Annotated in this window: 18 protein-coding genes; all 18 read left to right on the top strand. The window is 67.6% G+C overall.

The annotated features are described in order from the left end of the window. Positions 1-97: 97 nt before the first annotated feature. Complete coding sequence (locus ACX12L_RS03545) at positions 98-2,377, top strand: helicase-related protein (RefSeq protein WP_459261333.1); 2,280 nt, start codon at positions 98-100, stop codon at positions 2,375-2,377. 137 nt (positions 2,378-2,514) lie between these two features. After that, entirely contained in the window at positions 2,515-3,114 is a 600-nt protein-coding gene (pilL2, locus tag ACX12L_RS03540) for a PFGI-1 class ICE element type IV pilus protein PilL2 (RefSeq protein ID WP_013520773.1), read from the top strand. Beyond that, positions 3,111-3,755 carry a hypothetical protein gene (locus tag ACX12L_RS03535; protein WP_013520774.1) on the top strand — a complete coding sequence of 215 codons (645 nt, stop codon included), beginning with the start codon at positions 3,111-3,113 and terminating at the stop codon, positions 3,753-3,755. Before pilL2 ends, ACX12L_RS03535 begins: the two co-directional genes overlap by 4 nt. Positions 3,756-3,769: 14 nt before the next feature. Beyond that, positions 3,770-4,495, top strand: a complete 726-nt coding sequence (locus ACX12L_RS03530; protein ID WP_013520775.1) for a TIGR03759 family integrating conjugative element protein — start codon at positions 3,770-3,772, stop codon at positions 4,493-4,495. Beyond that, positions 4,477-5,079, top strand: a complete 603-nt coding sequence (locus ACX12L_RS03525) for a transglycosylase SLT domain-containing protein (protein WP_013520776.1) — start codon at positions 4,477-4,479, stop codon at positions 5,077-5,079. Before ACX12L_RS03530 ends, ACX12L_RS03525 begins: the two co-directional genes overlap by 19 nt. Beyond that, positions 5,076-5,624, top strand: coding sequence for an integrating conjugative element protein (locus tag ACX12L_RS03520; RefSeq protein WP_013520777.1), 549 nt, complete (start codon positions 5,076-5,078; stop codon positions 5,622-5,624). Before ACX12L_RS03525 ends, ACX12L_RS03520 begins: the two co-directional genes overlap by 4 nt. 4 nt (positions 5,625-5,628) lie before the next feature. Then, positions 5,629-7,821, top strand: coding sequence for a type IV conjugative transfer system coupling protein TraD (gene traD / locus ACX12L_RS03515; RefSeq protein ID WP_013520778.1), 2,193 nt, complete (start codon positions 5,629-5,631; stop codon positions 7,819-7,821). Next, complete coding sequence (locus tag ACX12L_RS03510; protein ID WP_013520779.1) at positions 7,818-8,579, top strand: TIGR03747 family integrating conjugative element membrane protein; 762 nt, start codon at positions 7,818-7,820, stop codon at positions 8,577-8,579. The genes traD and ACX12L_RS03510 overlap by 4 nt, the downstream gene beginning before the upstream one ends. 98 nt (positions 8,580-8,677) lie before the next feature. Then, positions 8,678-9,061 carry an integrative conjugative element protein, RAQPRD family gene (locus ACX12L_RS03505; RefSeq protein WP_013520780.1) on the top strand — a complete coding sequence of 128 codons (384 nt, stop codon included), beginning with the start codon at positions 8,678-8,680 and terminating at the stop codon, positions 9,059-9,061. Then, positions 9,058-9,291, top strand: a complete 234-nt coding sequence (locus ACX12L_RS03500) for a TIGR03758 family integrating conjugative element protein (RefSeq protein WP_013520781.1) — start codon at positions 9,058-9,060, stop codon at positions 9,289-9,291. Before ACX12L_RS03505 ends, ACX12L_RS03500 begins: the two co-directional genes overlap by 4 nt. A gap of 16 nt (positions 9,292-9,307) precedes the next feature. Next, complete coding sequence (locus tag ACX12L_RS03495) at positions 9,308-9,667, top strand: TIGR03745 family integrating conjugative element membrane protein (protein ID WP_013520782.1); 360 nt, start codon at positions 9,308-9,310, stop codon at positions 9,665-9,667. Between the two features lie 11 nt (positions 9,668-9,678). Beyond that, on the top strand, positions 9,679-10,089 hold the full coding sequence (locus ACX12L_RS03490; RefSeq protein WP_013520783.1) for a TIGR03750 family conjugal transfer protein: 411 nt from the start codon (positions 9,679-9,681) through the stop codon (positions 10,087-10,089). Next, positions 10,086-10,778 carry a PFL_4703 family integrating conjugative element protein gene (locus ACX12L_RS03485; RefSeq protein ID WP_013520784.1) on the top strand — a complete coding sequence of 231 codons (693 nt, stop codon included), beginning with the start codon at positions 10,086-10,088 and terminating at the stop codon, positions 10,776-10,778. Before ACX12L_RS03490 ends, ACX12L_RS03485 begins: the two co-directional genes overlap by 4 nt. Continuing rightward, entirely contained in the window at positions 10,775-11,689 is a 915-nt protein-coding gene (locus tag ACX12L_RS03480) for a TIGR03749 family integrating conjugative element protein (protein ID WP_013520785.1), read from the top strand. Before ACX12L_RS03485 ends, ACX12L_RS03480 begins: the two co-directional genes overlap by 4 nt. After that, on the top strand, positions 11,679-13,097 hold the full coding sequence (locus tag ACX12L_RS03475; protein WP_013520786.1) for a TIGR03752 family integrating conjugative element protein: 1,419 nt from the start codon (positions 11,679-11,681) through the stop codon (positions 13,095-13,097). Before ACX12L_RS03480 ends, ACX12L_RS03475 begins: the two co-directional genes overlap by 11 nt. Beyond that, the gene (locus ACX12L_RS03470) at positions 13,078-13,527 is read left to right on the top strand and encodes a TIGR03751 family conjugal transfer lipoprotein (protein WP_003050109.1); all 450 of its coding nucleotides are present in this window, start codon (positions 13,078-13,080) and stop codon (positions 13,525-13,527) included. The genes ACX12L_RS03475 and ACX12L_RS03470 overlap by 20 nt, the downstream gene beginning before the upstream one ends. Continuing rightward, positions 13,527-16,409: a conjugative transfer ATPase gene (locus ACX12L_RS03465; RefSeq protein WP_003050106.1), complete on the top strand. Its 2,883-nt coding sequence runs from the start codon at positions 13,527-13,529 to the stop codon at positions 16,407-16,409. Before ACX12L_RS03470 ends, ACX12L_RS03465 begins: the two co-directional genes overlap by 1 nt. A gap of 24 nt (positions 16,410-16,433) precedes the next feature. Beyond that, positions 16,434-17,198: a DsbA family protein gene (locus ACX12L_RS03460; RefSeq protein ID WP_003050104.1), complete on the top strand. Its 765-nt coding sequence runs from the start codon at positions 16,434-16,436 to the stop codon at positions 17,196-17,198. The last annotated feature ends 66 nt before the right edge of the window (positions 17,199-17,264 follow it).

The raw sequence follows: 17,264 nt of genomic DNA, 5'->3' as shown, positions 1-17,264 counted from the left end.
CCACCCTCAGCCACGCGTCGATTCTCTTCCCACCACGGGGCATGCCATTGCCCCGCTGGGGGGTGGTGCATGCCCCATTTTTCTTTGGAGCATCACCATGTCCCTCGATCTCGAAACCACTGCCGCTGAATCCGCGCCCGTACAGGGCGAACTGCTCGACGCGGAATCTTCCCCTCTGACCCTGAGCCTTCAGGATTTTGTCGGCGAGTTCGGCGACGAACTACTCGACGCCCTCAACAGCGCTAATCCGCCGGTCTATACCGGCCAACCGCAGGCGCACCGGCAAGTCATCGTCGCCAGCCTCAAGCGCAAGCTGTTCCCGGCCCAGGCCGAAGTCGTCCACGCTGCTGCCGAACTGCTGATCGACCGTGGCGAACGCGCCGCGATCGTCAACGGCGAGATGGGCTGCGGCAAGACGACCGTCGGCATCGCCACGGCCGCCGTCCTCAACGCCGAAGGCTACCGCCGCACCCTGGTGCTTTCGCCACCGCACCTTGTTTACAAGTGGCGGCGCGAGATCCAGGAGACGGTAGCGGGCGCCAAAGTGTGGGTGCTCAACGGGCCGGATACGCTCGTCAAGCTCATCAAGCTGCGTGAGCAGTTGGGTGTGCAGCCCACGGGTCAGGAGTTCTTCGTCCTGGGCCGCGTGAGGATGCGGATGGGCTTCCACTGGAAGCCCGTCTTCACCACGCGGCGCACCCGCCACGGCGACGTGGCAGCGTGCCCGGACTGCGGCACGGTCATCACCGACCTCGACGGCGAGCCGGTCAACCCGGTCGCGCTCGAAGCCGAGGAGTACCGCAGGAAGTGTGGCCATTGCGCTGCGCCCCTGTGGACGCTGATCCGCCCGAGAAGCCTGTCCGGCAGCGACCAATCCTCGGCCGTCCTCAAAGCCTTGAAGCGCATCCCGACCATCGGGGAAATCACCGCGCAGAAGCTCATGAAGCGCTTCGGTGATGGTTTCCTTGCCTCGATGTTGGGGGACAACGTGCATGAGTTCATCAACCTCATGGACGGCAACGGCGAGCTGGTGTTTTCCGACCGTCAGGCCACGCGCATGGAACGTGCGATGGCCAGCATGGAGTTTGGCTTCGGTGAGGGCGGCTACCAACCGTCCGAGTTTATCAAGAGATACCTTCCGCAAGGCACGTTCGACCTGCTCGTCGCCGACGAGGCCCATGAGTACAAGAACGGTGGCAGTGCCCAAGGCCAGGCCATGGGCGTGCTGGCGGCGAAGGCTCGCAAGACCTTGCTGCTGACCGGCACGCTGATGGGCGGCTATGGTGATGATCTCTTTCACCTGCTGTTCCGAGCCCTTCCGGGGCGGATGATCGAAGACGGCTACCGCCCGACCACGAGCGGCAGCATGACCTCGGCCGCGATGGCGTTCATGCGCGATCACGGGGTCTTGAAGGACATCTATTCCGAGAGCACCGGCACGGCGCACAAGACGGCCAAGGGCACCAAGGTATCGGTGCGCACGGTCAAGGCCCCGGGCTTCGGCCCCAAGGGCGTACTTCGTTGCATCCTGCCGTTCACGATCTTCCTCAAGCTCAAGGACATCGGCGGCAACGTCCTGCCGCCGTATGACGAGGAGTTCCGCGAAGTCGCGATGGACACGGCGCAAGCCGCGGCCTACCGCGATCTGGCGGGTCGGCTGACCGCGGAGCTGAAACAGGCTCTGGCGCGACGCGATACGACCTTGCTGGGTGTGGTCCTCAACGTGCTGCTGGCCTGGCCGGATTGCTGCTTCCGGTCGGAGACCGTGGTGCATCCGCGCACGCGCAACACCCTGGCGTTCGTCCCGGCTCAGTTCAACGAGTTCGAGATCAGCCCCAAGGAGCGTGAGCTGATCGACATCTGCAAAGAGGAGAAGGCGCAGGGGCGCAAGGTCCTCGCCTACACGGTCTATACCGGCACGCGCGACACCACGTCGCGCCTGAAGGTGCTGCTGGAGCAGGAAGGTTTTCGGGTGGCAGTGCTGCGCGCAAGCGTGGATGCCAGTCGTCGCGAGGACTGGATCGCCGAGCAACTGGACCGTGGCATCGACGTGCTCATCACCAATCCCGAATTGGTCAAGACGGGATTGGACCTGTTGGACTTCCCGACGATTGTGTTCATGCAGTCTGGCTACAACGTCTATAGCCTTCAACAGGCGGCACGCCGCTCCTGGCGCATCGGGCAGAAACAGCACGTGCGCGTGATCTACCTCGGCTACGCTGCCACTTCGCAGATGACCTGCCTGGAGCTGATGGCCAAGAAGATCATGGTTTCGCAGTCCACCTCGGGCGACGTGCCCGAATCGGGGCTCGATGTCCTGAACCAGGACGGCGATTCCGTCGAGGTCGCACTGGCCCGGCAGCTTGTCGCCGCATGACACGTTCCACTTACGGCCCTTCGGGGCCGTTTTTTTTCCGCTCCCGGTAAATCGGGCGCTGCGTGGTTCGCATTGTTTGCTGCCGTTCGTGGCCAGAGCGGCGATGGTGAGGGCTCGATGTTTCAGGACGCCGAGCTATGTGCCCCTCTCCACCCTGGTTTCACCATCCCGAACGCCGCCTGCTGGCGGGATTTCTCGGCCTGCTGTGGTCGGTGCTGGCCGGTGGCTGCGCGACGACGACTGCGCCGGTCGCGCTCGACACCATCGAGGAAGTCTCGGCCGCGCCCGAACCCGAAGCGCCCGAGTACATCCCGGTCGTGCGCTACGCCCGCTACACACTGGTCGAACTGGCACCCATGGCAGCGCAGCGCGACCTGCTGTTGCAGACCATCGACGTGTCCATGCCCGAGGATGCACGCGCCACGGTCGGGGATGGGCTGCGGCACGTACTCAAACGCAGCGGCTACGGCCTGTGCCAGACCGCGCATGCCGTGATCGAACTGTACGCGCTGCCGCTGCCGGCGGCGCACCTGCATCTCGGTCCCATGACCTTGCGCGATGCACTGCTCACCCTGGCTGGGCCGGCCTGGGAACTGCACGCGGATGACCGCGCCCGACAGATTTGCTTCGACCGGCCCGGCGACCGCGTGGCCGTCGAACCCACGCCCGAGCCGAGCGCCGCCGATGCAGTGCAGACCTTCCCGCTGATGCCTTCCATTCCAGGAGGCCAGCCATGAATGCTCCGCAACCTTCGCGGCGCCCGACCGCCGCCGTGGTGGTGCAAAGCCTGCTCTGGCTCTGGCTGATCGGCCTCAGCGTCATCGTGGCGCTCGGCTACCTGGCGATGCGCGACCAAACCGACCAGGACCGGCTGGATTCACGCCTGCAACGCCTGGAAGCGCAGGCGACTGGCCTGGCCGAGACGATCGAGGCTATCCAGCAGCGTCCTGCCGTCGCAACGGCCGCTGACCTCAAAGATACCCGCCAAATCCTGGAAGCGCGCGCCGCCCAGGTGGAGAAGTCGCTGAACGGCTATGCCGCCGCCGACGATCTTCAGGCACTGCGCGCGGAGATCGAGCAGATCAAGACACGCCAGACCGCCGCGCGTGCCGCAGCGCCCGTCCAAGCACGCGCACCAAGCAAGCCCGCCGCCTCCAAGGCCGAACCGCCGCCACTGCCGTTCCGCGTCGTCGGCGCCGAACTGCGCGCCGGCCAGCGCAGCGTGTCGGTCGCGCCGACAGCCGGGGACCTCACACCCGACCAGCTTCAGGTGCTGCTGCCCGGTGATGCGGTCGGCCCATGGCGTTTGCAGGCGGTCGAGGGCAACACCGCGGTGTTCCAGGCCGGCGACCAGACGCGCCGCGTGGCGATCCCCTGACCGGAGCACACCCCATGAAGCCGTCGATCCTCCTTTCCGTACTCGTGCTGGCGTCGGTGCAGTGGCCCGCCTGGGCGCAGCAACCCGCCACGGCACCCGCGCGCAATGCACAGAGCCAGGAGCGCCCGCTGGCCGCCCGCGTGCTGGACGACCGGACGGCCAGCGAATGGGGTCTGCAACGGCAGGAATGGGAACGCTACCGCGAGCTGATGGACGGGCCGCTGGGTATCTACTCGCCCAACCTGGACCCGCTTTCCGCCCTGGGCATCGAGGCACGCACCGACGAAGAGCGGCGGCGCTACGCAGAACTGCAGGTGCAGGTCGAAGCGCGCCGCGTCGAGAAGCTGCTCGCCTACCAGCGCGCCTACGACGAAGCCTGGCAGCGTCTGAATCCGGGCATGCAGCGCGTGAACCTGCCTGATGACAAGCCGGGCGCTGTCGCCACGCGCGGCAGCGGCCGCATGGCGGTGTTCGTCAAGGACGGCTGCGCCGCCTGCGGGCAGCTCGTGCAGCGCCTGCAATCCTCGGGCGCGGAGTTCGACCTGTACATGGTGGGCAGCCGCCAGGACGACGCGCGCATTCGGGACTGGGCCAAGCGCGCGCAGATCGACCCGGCGCGCGTGCGGGCCGGCAGCATCACGCTCAACCACGACAGTGGCCGTTGGTTGGCGCTCGGCCTGTCCGGTGACTTGCCCGCCGCCGTGCGCGAGGTGAACGGCCAATGGCAGCGCCAGCCGTAGCCGCCCGCGTATCGCAGTTCTTGCGCGCACTGGTGCTCGCCGCTGGCCTGTACACCTGCACGGGCCATGCCCAGGAGGTTCCGCCACCGGCCTACCAGCTTGCCGCCCAGCGCGCAGGCATCCCCTCGACGGTGCTCTACGCCGTGGCCTTGCAGGAGAGCGGCCTCCGGCGCAACGGGCGCATCGTCCCATGGCCGTGGTCCCTCAACGTCGCCGGCCAGTCCCGCCGCTTCGCCACGCGGGCCGATGCCTGCGCCGGCCTGCAGCAGGCGATGCGCGCCACGCCGCACACGCGCATCGACGCGGGCCTGGGCCAGATCAACCTCGGCTACCACAAGCACCGCTTCACCAGCGCGTGCGACCTGCTGGACCCGTACCGCAACCTCGCCATCGCCGCCGAGATCCTGAAGGAGCAGCACACCTCCGGCGAGGACTGGCTGCTGGCGATCGGCCGCTACCACCGTCCTGCGGGTGGCGAGCCCGCCGCCCGCTATCGGCGCAGCGTGTCCCGCCACCTTGCCCGCGTGCAGGGCGCACGCCCAACCGCCGCGGTCCTCGCCGCGCGCCAGGAGACCTCCCCATGACGAAACCCCATCCGGCCCATCTCGCATTCACGGTCCTGCTCGTGCTGCTGGCAGGCCTGCCGCTGGCCTCGCGTGCCGGCGAGCCGCTGATCGTGGTCGAGGACCATGGCGGCACGTCGGCGCTGCCGTACTACGAGGCCCTGAACCTCCAGCCGCGCGCCAACGCGCCGGCCCGGCCACCCATCCCGACGCCCCGGGTTCCCGCCACGCCAGCGGACGAAGCCGCGATGCTGCCGGTGCGCAGCACCAAGCTCACGCCCGGCACCGTCGCGCGGCGCGTGATCGAAGCGCCCGGCCTGCGGCCGTTCGCGGTCATCGGCGACGACGAGGCTTCCCGGGCCTGGTTGCAGCGGCGCGGCGCGGCTTTGCGCGAACGCGGCGCGGTCGGCCTGGTGGTCAACGTCGAGACCGTGCAGGGCCTGGCACGGCTGCGTACCCTGGCGCCGGGCGTGCCCCTCGCGCCCGTGGCCGGAGACGACCTGGCCGATCGCCTGGGCCTGCGGCACTACCCGGCGCTGATCACGGCCACCGGCATCGAGCAATGAAGCCATGTCGGGGAAACAGCCGGTCGAGGTTCTGCTACGTCCAGCGGTGGAGCTATACACCGTCGCGGCGTGTGCAGGCGCCGCGTTTCTGTGCCTGGTGGCCCCATGGTCGCTCGCGCTGAGCCCAGCGATGGGCGTCGGCAGCGCGCTGGCGTTCGGCGCCTACGGCGCAATCCGCTATCGCGATGCCCGCGTCATCCTGCGCTACCGGCGCAACATCCGCCGCCTGCCGCGGTACGTGATGACGAGCAAGGACGTGCCGGTCAGCCAGCAGCGGCTGTTCGTGGGGCGCGGGTTCCTCTGGGAGCAGAAGCACACCCATAGGCTGATGCAGACGTACCGGCCGGAGTTTCGCCGGTACGTGGAGCCGACGCCGGCCTACCGGCTGGCGAGGCGCCTGGAGGAACGGCTGGAGTTCGCGCCGTTCCCGCTGTCCCGGCTGCCCGCGCTCACGGGCTGGGACGTGCCCATGAATCCGGTGCGCCCGCTGCCGCCGGTCGGCGGCCTGCCGCGGCTGCATGGCATCGAACCCGACGAGGTGGATGTCAGCCTGCCGCTGGGCGAGCGCGTCGGGCATTCGCTGGTGCTGGGCACCACGCGCGTGGGCAAGACGCGGCTCGCCGAGTTGTTCGTCACCCAGGACATCCGCCGCAAGAACGCCGCGGGCGAGCACGAGGTCGTGATCGTCATCGACCCCAAGGGGGATGCCGATCTCTTGAAGCGGATGTACGTCGAGGCCCAGCGCGCGGGCCGCGAAGGCGAGTTCTACATCTTCCACCTGGGCTGGCCGGAAATCAGCGCCCGCTACAACGCCGTGGGCCGCTTCGGCCGGATCTCGGAAGTGGCGACGCGCATCGCGGGGCAGCTCTCCGGCGAAGGCAACAGTGCCGCTTTCAGGGAGTTCGCGTGGCGGTTCGTCAACATCATCGCGCGCGCCTTGGTGGAACTGGGGCAGCGCCCGGACTACATGCTGATCCAGCGGCACGTCATCAACATCGACGCGCTGTTCATCGAGTACGCCCAGCACTATTTCGCCAAGACGGAGCCCAAGGCCTGGGAGGTGATCGTCCAGATCGAGGCCAAGCTCAACGAGAAGAACATCCCCAGGAACATGATCGGGCGCGAGAAGCGCGTCGTGGCGCTGGAGCAGTACCTCTCCCAGGCGCGCAACTACGACCCGGTGCTCGACGGCTTGCGCAGTGCCGTCCGCTACGACAAGACCTATTTCGACAAGATCGTCGCATCGCTGCTGCCGCTGCTGGAGAAGCTCACGAGCGGCAAGATCGCCCAGCTTCTGGCACCGAACTACTCCGACCTGGCCGACCCACGTCCGATCTTCGATTGGATGCAGGTCATCCGAAAGCGCGCCATCGTCTATGTGGGCCTGGATGCGCTCTCCGACGCCGAGGTCGCCGCCGCAGTCGGCAACTCGATGTTCAGCGATCTCGTGTCGGTCGCCGGCCACATCTACAAGCACGGGATCGACGACGGCCTGCCGGGTGCATCGGCCGGCGCGCGCGTGCCGATCAATGTCCATGCGGACGAATTCAATGAACTCATGGGTGACGAATTCGTGCCGCTGATCAACAAGGGCGGTGGTGCCGGGCTACAGGTTACCGCGTACACGCAGACCCTCTCGGACATCGAGGCCCGCATCGGCAACCGGGCCAAGGCCGGCCAGGTGATCGGAAATTTCAACAACCTGTTCATGCTCAGGGTCAGGGAGACCGCCACGGCCGAACTGCTGACCCGGCAGTTGCCGAAGGTCGAGGTCTATACGACCACCATCGTCTCGGGCGCCACCGACAGCTCGGACATCCGTGGGGCGACGGATTTCACGTCGAACACGCAGGACCGGATCAGCAGCACCAGCGTACCGATGATCGAGCCGTCGCATGTCGTCGGCCTGCCCAAAGGCCAATGCTTCGCGCTGCTGCAGGGCGGCCAGCTTTGGAAGGTGCGCATGCCGCTGCCGGCGCCGGACCCGGACGAAGTGATGCCGGCGGACTTGCAGCAACTCGCGGGGTACATGCGCCGGAGCTACAGCGAGGCCACGCAGTGGTGGGAGTTCACCAGTTCCCCGGCCTTGCAGGATGCGTCCTTGCCCGACGATCTGCTGGATGACGCCGCTCCGGCCGAGCCTGGCGCGGTGGTCACCGGCGCCGAGGACAGCGCAGGCAACGAGGCATCGCCATGAAGGATGCCGCCTCAACCGCGCAACGGGAGCAGAACCAGCGCCAGGGCCTGATCGTCGGCACCATCACCTTGCCGTTCCGGCTGCTCGGGGTGCTGATCGGCTCGCTGCTGTTCTCGATCGTGGTGGAGTGCGTCGGCATGCACTTGTTCTGGAAGGATCAAGGCTGGCGGCATTCCCAGCAGATGCTGCAGTACGAGCTGGGGCACCTGTCGAACCACTTCACGCGCAGCGTGGTCGTGCAGGAGCCAGGGCGTACAGCACACCAACTGGTGGATACCGGCTACGAATGGGTGTTCGTGCGCTCAGGCTTGCTGGAGCGCACGAGCCAGACCGCAGAGCGCGCCCGTGCGCCCAGCCAGGGCAAGAGCCAGGACGGCGTGCGCAACTTCCGCTACTACATCAGCCAGGTCTATGTCTGGGCCGAGAGCTACCTGATCGCCGCAGCCTTCACGACGCTCACGTTCCTGGTGCGCCTGCTGGTCCTGGTGCTCACGCTACCGCTGATCCTTACCGCGGCCTTCGTCGGCTTGATCGACGGGCTGGTGCGGCGCGACGTGCGCCGGTTCGGCGCGGGCCGCGAATCGGGCTTCATCTACCACCGTGCGAAAGCCTCGTTGATGCCGCTAGCCGTGCTGCCGTGGGTCACCTACCTCGCGCTGCCGATTTCGGTGCATCCGCTGGTGATTCTGCTGCCCAGCGCGGCCTTGCTGGGACTCGCGGTGAGCCTGACCGCGGGCAGCTTCAAAAAGTACCTCTAAGCCATCAATCCGGTCATCCGCAGGTTCCTATTGTTTGCGGCCTAAAACAGCCCTGATCTCCACGATCAACCCATTGCTGATCACACAGGAATGGCGCGATGGTGGCTTCGATCTGGCTGCGCGCCGCGCATCGCGGCGTGCCCAATTTTCTCGTGACGGCCCTCGTGCTGGGGCAGTCCCCGATGGCGTTGGCCGAGTCCCCGGCGCAGCGCCAGGAACTGATCGCCGCGCTGCGCCAGCTCGACGCGCTGGAGCGCACCGTCGCGGACAGCGCCGCGCATACCCCCATCACGCCGGGCGAGCGCTACCACTTCGACTACCCGAGGCTGTTGGCTGACCTGGCGCGCGTGCGCGCTGGCATCCGAGCCCATCTCACACCGTCGCGCGCCCAGCCGCGCGACCCCTCCGAACTGGCCGGCGACTACCGCACCGAGCGGGCGTCCGAGCCGCTGCCGGCGACGACTGCGGAGGGCAAGCCATGAACGGCGCACAGGTCTCGGCATTTCAAGCCAACAGCGGCATCGCGCCTTCCGCGATGGCGACCGTCCTGGTCGGCGTCGTGTTCGCGGTCCTGCTCGTGTGGGGCGTCTGGGCCATCCGAACGGCCTACGTGGGGTGGTCCGAGAGCCGCCTCAACCAGCGCCAGTTCCTCGGTGTCTGCATCCGCTTCGTCGCGATGTACCTCGTCCTGACCTTCTTCCTCCTCTCCTGACCTGAAAGGCCTGACCATGCCAAACCGCATCCTCACTTCCCGTCTCGCCCAGCGGGCCGCCGTGGCCCTGGGCGCCACCGCGCTGCCGGCGCTGTCGTTCGCGCAAGGTCTGCCGCAGTTGGAGAACCCGACGCGCGGCACCGGCAACGGCATCATGGAGACGATCCGCAACTACGGCTACGACATCATCATGCTTGTGGCCCTGCTGGTGGTGGCGTCGATGTTTATCGGCGTCTGCTACCACGCCTACGGCACCTACGCGGAGATCCACACCGGCCGCAAGACGTGGGGCCAGTTCGGCCTCACGGTCGCCATCGGCGCCGTGCTGCTCGTGATCGGCATCTGGCTGCTCACCGAAGCCACCGGCATCCTGTAAGTGAGGTCGGTATGTCCGAGCAGCAGCACGTCCGTGCGGACGGGACCGTGACGTTCCTTCCGCATCGGCTCAACCGCCACCCCGTTGTCGTGCGCGGCCTCACCGCCGACGAGCTGTGGATCTGCTGCGGCTTGTCCGGCGCCGCCGGCCTGCTGGTCGGCGCGCCGTTGTCCTGGATGTTCCGCACGATCGCGCTGGCGCCGACGTTCGTTGTGCTGGGCGTGGCGCTGGGCGTGTTCATCGGCGGCGGCATCCTGCGGCGCCTGAAGCGCGGGCGCCCCGACACCTGGCTGTACCGGCAACTGCAATGGCGCATCGCCACGCGCCATCCGCTGATGGCGGGCTGGGTGGGCGGCCATGTGCTGATCTCGCGCTCCGGCTTCTGGACCACCCGCAGGTCTGCTTCAAGGGGTGCGCGATGAGCCGCTTCAAGAACGAGATCGCTCACCTGCAGGCGCACATCAAGACGCTTCGCCTGGGTGCCGGCGCGCTGGTCATCGTCGCCCTCGTGATGGGCGGCGGCTGGTGGAGCGCGCCACGCGATCTGACCATCCATGTCCCGCCCGACCTGCGCTCCGGCAGCACCCGGAAATGGTGGGAGGTGCCGCCCGAATCGGTCTATGCGTTCACGTTCTACGTGTTCCAGACCCTCAACCGTTGGCCCACGAATGGCGAGGAGGACTATGCCCGCAACCTCCACACGCTCTCGCCGTACCTCACGCCGTCCTGCCAGGCCTTCCTGCGCGCGGACTACGACTACCGCCGCAGCACGGGCGAGCTGCGCCAGCGCGTGCGCGGCATCTACGAAATCCCCGGCCGCGGCTACGGCGACGACCCTACGGCGCGCGTGCGCACGGTCTCCGATCGCGACTGGGTGGTGACGCTGGACATCACGGCGGACGAGTACTACGGCGCGGAGCAGGTAAAGCGCGCCCTGGTGCGCTACCCGGTGAAAGTCACCAAGGTGGACATCGACCCCGCACGCAACCCCTTCGGCCTGGCGCTCGACTGCTACGACGGCACGCCCCAGCGCATCAGCACCCCGGAACCGACGCGCCCGGCATCCGGCGGTCTGTCTCCGCACGCGCCTCAAGGAGGAAATACCCCATGAAGCACCCTGTACTCATGCTGCTGGGGCTGCTGGCCGTGGCTGCGTTCCCCGCCGCTCAGGCGGTGGAGATCCTGCGCTGGGAACGCATGCCGTTGGCGGTGCCGCTGAAGGTCGGCCAGGAGCGGATCGTGTTCATCGACCGCAACGTCCGCGTCGGAGTGCCTGCGGGCGTGGGCGAACGCCTGCGCGTACAGAGCGCAGGCGGCGCGGTGTACCTGCGCGCCAGCGAGCCAATCGAGCCCACGCGGCTGCAATTGCAGGACGCCGACACCGGCGCGCTGATCCTGCTGGACATTGCGGCCGAGGCGCCCAAGGACGGCGAAGCCGAACTGGAGCCGGTGCGCATCGTCGAGGACAGCAGCACTCCGGCTCGCTATGGCGATCAGTCCAACGGTGCCGAGGCCCCGGCGCGCGCCCAGGACCAGTCGGGTGCGCGGCCGGCGCGGCGCGAAACCCCCATCCCCGTGGTGCTGACCCGCTTCGCCGCGCAGAGCCTTTACGCGCCGCTGCGCACCGTGGAGCCACTGCCGGGCGTCATGCGCATCAACCTGCGCCGCGACATGGACCTCGGCACGCTGATGCCGACATTGCCCGTGCGCGCACTCGCGCTCGCGTCGTGGCGTCTGGAAGACCAATGGGTGACGGCCGTGCGCCTGACCAATACCAGCGCCGGCTGGGTCACGCTTGATCCGCGTGTGCTGCAGGGCGATTTCCTGACGGCGACCTTCCAGCATGAGGCGCTCGGGCCGCACGGCGTGCCCGAGGACACGACCGTCCTGTACCTGGTGACGCGCGGGCACGGCTTGGCGCAGTCGCTGCTGCCGGCCATTCACCGCTTCGACCCAGCCGTGCATCTGCCGCAGCCAGAAGCCGAAGCCACCGAACGCAAGGAGGCCGATCATGCGCAGTAACGGACTCCTGAAGTGGCTGATGATCCCCGTCGCCATCCTGGTGCTGTTCGTCGGCATCCGCCTGTTCTCGGGTGGAAGCACGTCGGCGCCGCCCGCTAGCGATGCCGGCGCCCAGCTCACGCCAGAAGAAATGAAGGCGTTGGGCATCGAAGGCGATACCCCGCGCGACACCGTGGCCACGCTCGTCGCCCAAGTGAAGCAGTTGCGCACCGAGCTTCAGACGGCGCTCTCGGACAACAAGTCCCAGCGCGAAGAGAACCAGCGCCTGCGTCAGCGCGAGAACTCGATCGACCAGCGCATCAACTCTGCGCTGGAGTCCGAGCGCTCCAACCTGCGGCGCGACCAGGAGCAGGCGGCCAGCACGCGCCAGCAGACCGAAGGGCTACTCGCCGACCTACAGCGGCGCCTGGACAGCATTGGTGGGCGCGGTGGCAGCCATGCCGATCTGCCCGTGGGCCTGGGGCTGCAGGGGGGCGACGAGGCCGGGATGGAAGGCGGCATGCGCTGGGTTGAACCGGATGACGCGAAGCCTGCCGAGGGACGCAACAGGGGGCGCGGCACGGCTGGCGGCATGAGCTTCCCGACGAGCTTCGGCCCCGAGCAGAGCACGTTGCAAACCACGGCGGAAACCGTGGCGAACGCCGGGGCACGCGCCGCGGGCGTCAAGACCGCAAAGCCCGTCTATACCGTCCCCACGAACTCCACGCTCATGGGCTCGGTGGCGATGACAGCGCTGATCGGGCGTGTGCCGATCGACGGCACCGTCAACGACCCGTACCCCTTCAAGGTGCTGGTGGGGCCGGACAACCTCACGGCGAACGGCATCGACATTCCCGATGTGGCCGGCGCCGTGTTCAGCGGCACCGCCTCGGGCGACTGGACGCTTTCTTGCGTGCGCGGCCAGGTGCGCAGCATCACGTTCGTCTTCAACGACGGCACGATTCGCACGATCCCCGAAGACCGCGAAGGAAACCAGCAGAACAACCAGCAGCGCGATGGCTTGGGCTGGATCAGCGATCCCCACGGCATTCCTTGCGTCAGCGGCGAGCGGCGCAGCAACGCCCAGCAGTACCTCGGCTCGCAGGCCCTGATCACCGCGGCCGGTGCCGGCGTGGCCTCGCTCATCGAGAGCGACAGCGGCCGCATGTCCTATGTCGGCTCGGACGGCTCCATCGGCACCGTGGGCATCAGCGGCCAGGAGGCGGTCGGCCAGATTCTGGCGGGCGGCGTGCGGGACATGTCGGCCTGGGTCAACAAGCTCTACGGCCAAGCGTTCGCCGCCGTCTATGTCCAGCCCGGCGCGAAGGTCGCCGTCCACCTCGAAAAGCCGCTCGCCATCGACTTCGATCCCGAAGGCCGCAAGGTCGATCACCGCACAGGAGAAAGCCATGCTCTCGAACTTGAATAGCTTGGCCCGTGGCCTGGCGCTGGTCCTCGCCGTCGCGGCGCTCGCCGGCTGCGCCACCAGCAAGGAAAAGCTGCTGACCCACGGTGACCGCACGATGATGGACATCTGGCAGCAGGAGGCCGGGGACGGCGGTGGCGCAGCCGGACGGAACGCCGGCGGCCAACTGCTCGATGCGCGCCAGAGCCTGCGTCGGCCGCTGACCGACGCCGATATGCAGGCCGCACCTGCCGAGCAGATGCGCTACACGCGCACCGCGCGCAACGAGGTCCATCGCCAGTTCCAGCGCCTGCCCAATCCCGATCTCGTGATGTACGTGTACCCGCACCTGGCCGGCACCGATCCCGTGCCGGTGCCCGGCTACACGACCGTCTTCCCGCTGTACCAGCGCATTCAGTACGCGATGCCGGGTGAGCGCGTGGAGGACTACTGATGCGCTGGAAACTTCCCTGGCCTAAGCCGGCCGCGCTGAAGCTGGCCGCATCCGGCGCTGGTGATGACGAGCAGCCGGACGGCTGGCAGCGCCACATTGAGGCCTTGCGCCAAGCCGGCATCCCCGAACCCGGCTCGGCAGTCCGGGGCCGCAAACCGGCGACGGAGGCCGACGAGCAGGCGCTGTACGAGGTCGCACCGTCCTTCGTGGAACTGCTGCCCTGGGTCGAGTTCTTGCCCGAGTCAAGGTCCATGTTGCTGGAGGACGGCCAATCGGTGGCGGCCTTCTTCGAGCTGGTGCCGCTGGGGACCGAGGGCCGGGAACCGGGCTGGCTTGCCCACGCCCGCGACGCCTTGGAGAACGCGCTGCAGGACAGCTTCGATGAGCTGGACGAGAACCCCTGGGTGCTCCAGCTCTATGCCCAGGACGAGCCGAGTTTCGACCAGTACATGCAGACCCTGCGTGACTACGTGCAGCCACGTGCCCGCGGGACAGCGTTCACCGAGTTCTACCTGCGCTTCTTCGGCCACCATCTGCGTGCGGTGGCCAAGCCCGGCGGCCTGTTCGAGGACACGGTGGTCACGCGGCTGCGCTGGCGCGGGCAGACGCGGCGCGTGCGCATGGTGGTCTATCGACGTGCCACCGGGCAGGCAAGCCGCCGCGGCCAGACGCCCGAGCAGATGCTGAACATCGTCTGCGACCGCCTGTGTGGCGGGCTGGCGAACGCCGGCATCCAGGCACGGCGCATGGTCGCAGCCGACGTCCACGACTGGCTGCTGCGGTGGCTCAATCCGCGCCCCGCGATGCTCGGGCCCAGTACAGAGGACCGGGAGCGCTTCTACGCACTGGCGCGCTACCCGGACGAGACTGAGGCCGGCGAGATCGAACTGGCGAGCGGGCGGGATTTCAGCCAGCGGCTGTTCTTCGGCCAGCCACGCTCCGACGTGGAGCACGGCACCTGGTACTTCGACGGCATGCCGCACCGTGTGCTGATCACCGACCGGCTGCGCATGCCGCCCGGCACGGGACATCTAACCGGCGAGACCCGCAAGGGCGATGCGATCAACACGCTGTTCGACCAGATGCCGGAAGACACCTTGCTTTGTCTCACGATGGTTGCCACGCCCCAGGATGTCCTGGAATCGGATCTGAACCACCTGGCGAAGAAGGCCGTGGGCGAGACGCTGGCGTCGGAGCAGACGCTCAAGGACGTGCATGAAGCCCGCTCGCTGATCGGCAGCGCGCACAAGCTCTACCGGGGCACGCTGGCGTTCTACCTGCGCGGGCGCGACGAGGCGGAACTGGATCGGCGCGGCCTGGACCTGGCGAACGTGATGCTCAACGCTGGTTTGCAGCCGGTGCGAGAGGATGATGAGGTGGCGCCGCTCAACAGCTACCTGCGCTGGCTGCCGTGCTGCTACAACCCCGGCAAGGATCGGCGCCGGTGGTACACGCAACTGATGTTCGCCCAGCACGCGGCAAACCTGTCGCCGGTGTGGGGCCGTGCCCAGGGTACGGGGCATCCAGGCATCACGATGTTCAACCGCGGCGGCGGGCCGATCACCTTCGATCCGCTCAATCGCCTGGACCGGCAGATGAACGCCCACCTGTTCCTGTTCGGCCCGACGGGTTCCGGCAAATCGGCCACGCTCAACAATCTGCTGAACCAGGTCACGGCCATTTATCGGCCGCGCCTCTTCATCGTGGAAGCCGGCAATAGCTTCGGCTTGTTCAGCGACTTCGCCAGGCGCCTGGGCCTGACCGTGAATCGGGTCAAGCTGGCCCCCGGATCGGGCATCAGCCTAGCGCCGTTCGCCGACGCGCGCCGGCTGATCGAAACGCCCAGCGATGTGCAAACGCTCGATGCCGATGCGCTGGACGAAGACCTGCCACCCGATGCCTCAGCCATGGAGGCGGACGAACAGCGCGACGTGCTGGGCGAACTGGAGATCACGGCGCGGCTGATGATCACTGGCGGCGAGGACAAGGAGGAAGCCAGGATGACGCGCGCCGACCGCTCGCTGATCCGCCAGTGCATCCTCGACGCCGCCGAGCACTGCGTGGCCGAGAAGCGCACGGTGCTCACGCGCGACGTGCGCAATGCGCTGCGCACCCGCGGCCAGGACCCGACGTTGCCCGAGATGCGGCGCGTGCGGCTGCTGGAGATGGCGGACGCGATGGACATGTTCTGCCAAGGCACGGACGGCGAGATGTTCGACCGCGACGGCACGCCGTGGCCCGAGGCCGACATCACGCTGGTGGATCTCGCGACCTATGCCCGTGAGGGCTACAACGCGCAGCTCTCGATCGCGTACATCAGCCTCATCAGCACGGTGAACAACATCGCGGAGCGTGACCAGTATCTCGGCCGCCCGATCATCAACGTGACCGACGAAGGCCACATCATCACGAAGAACCCGCTGCTCGCGCCGTATGTCGTGAAAATTACAAAAATGTGGCGCAAGTTGGGCGCCTGGTTCTGGCTGGCGACGCAAAACATCGACGATCTGCCGCGCGCCGCAGAGCCCATGCTCAACATGATCGAGTGGTGGATCTGCCTGTCGATGCCGCCGGACGAGGTGGAGAAGATCGCACGATTCCGCGAACTCTCGCCGGCGCAGAAGGCGCTGATGCTTTCGGCACGCAAGGAAGCGGGCAAGTTCACCGAGGGCGTCATCCTCTCCAAGAGCATGGAGGTGCTCTTCCGCGCCGTGCCGCCGAGCCTGTATCTCGCGCTCGCGCAGACCGAACCCGAAGAGAAGGCCGAGCGCTACCAGCTCATGCAGCAGCACGGCGTCAGCGAGTTGGATGCCGCCTTCAAGGTGGCCGAGAAGATCGACCGGGCACGCGGCATCGAGTCGCCGGCCCTGGCCCTGCCCTGAATCTGCCGTGCACCGGAGAACGCCATGGAACAGAAACGCTCATCCATTCCGATGCAGGTCCAGGCGTTCCGCCGTCGGCGCTGGCGGGCCCGCTGGCCATGGGCGTTAGGCGCAGTGCTGGTTGCGCTGCTGCTGATCTGGCTCGTGTCCCGTTCGCCAGGCGAGTCCACGCCCCAAACCTCGGCGCCTGTCAGCGAGACGCAGGTGGCCGGGCCTCCTTGGCAGATGGGCAACCCGGCAGGTCGTTTCACGCTGACGCTCTACGCGGACCTCGAATGCCCGTTCTGCCGGTCCTATTTCCCTGTCCTCAAGCGTTGGGTAGCCGGCAATGCGGACGTGGCCTTGCAATGGCACCACCTGCCGTTGGCCGCGCATGAGCCGGCCGCGTCCGCCGAAGCGCGCTTGGTGGAATGCGCGGGCGAAGCCGGCGGCCATCCCGCCTTCTGGCAGGCTGTCGAGTGGGTCTATGTCCACACACACAGCGACGGCCAGGGCTTGCCCGAAGACCTGCGCCACCCCGCCCTGACGCCAGCCATCGAACAGTGCATTGCGAGCGAGCGGCCCGACGCGGCGATTCGTACCCAAACTGCGGAAGCCACGAACAGCGGCGTGACCGCCACGCCGTCGCTGCGGCTGCACGATCGCGAAACCGGCAAGGCGATCCTGCTGCAGGGCCCGATCGAGGGCGATGCCTTGCTGTCGGCCATGGACATGCTCGCGGCCGGCGATCCCGCCGCCACACCCACATCGGAAATGCCTGCCGACGTCGTCGGCGACATGCCCAGGTAGCCCCGGTCTTCAAGGCTACGGCGCAGTCCGCTGCGCTGACCACAACCCCGTTCGCCTCGCATCCTG

Source organism: Alicycliphilus sp. T452, from assembly GCF_054512775.1.
Note: the sequence above shows the minus strand (reverse complement) of the source record. Positions and strands in the feature narration are given on the sequence as shown.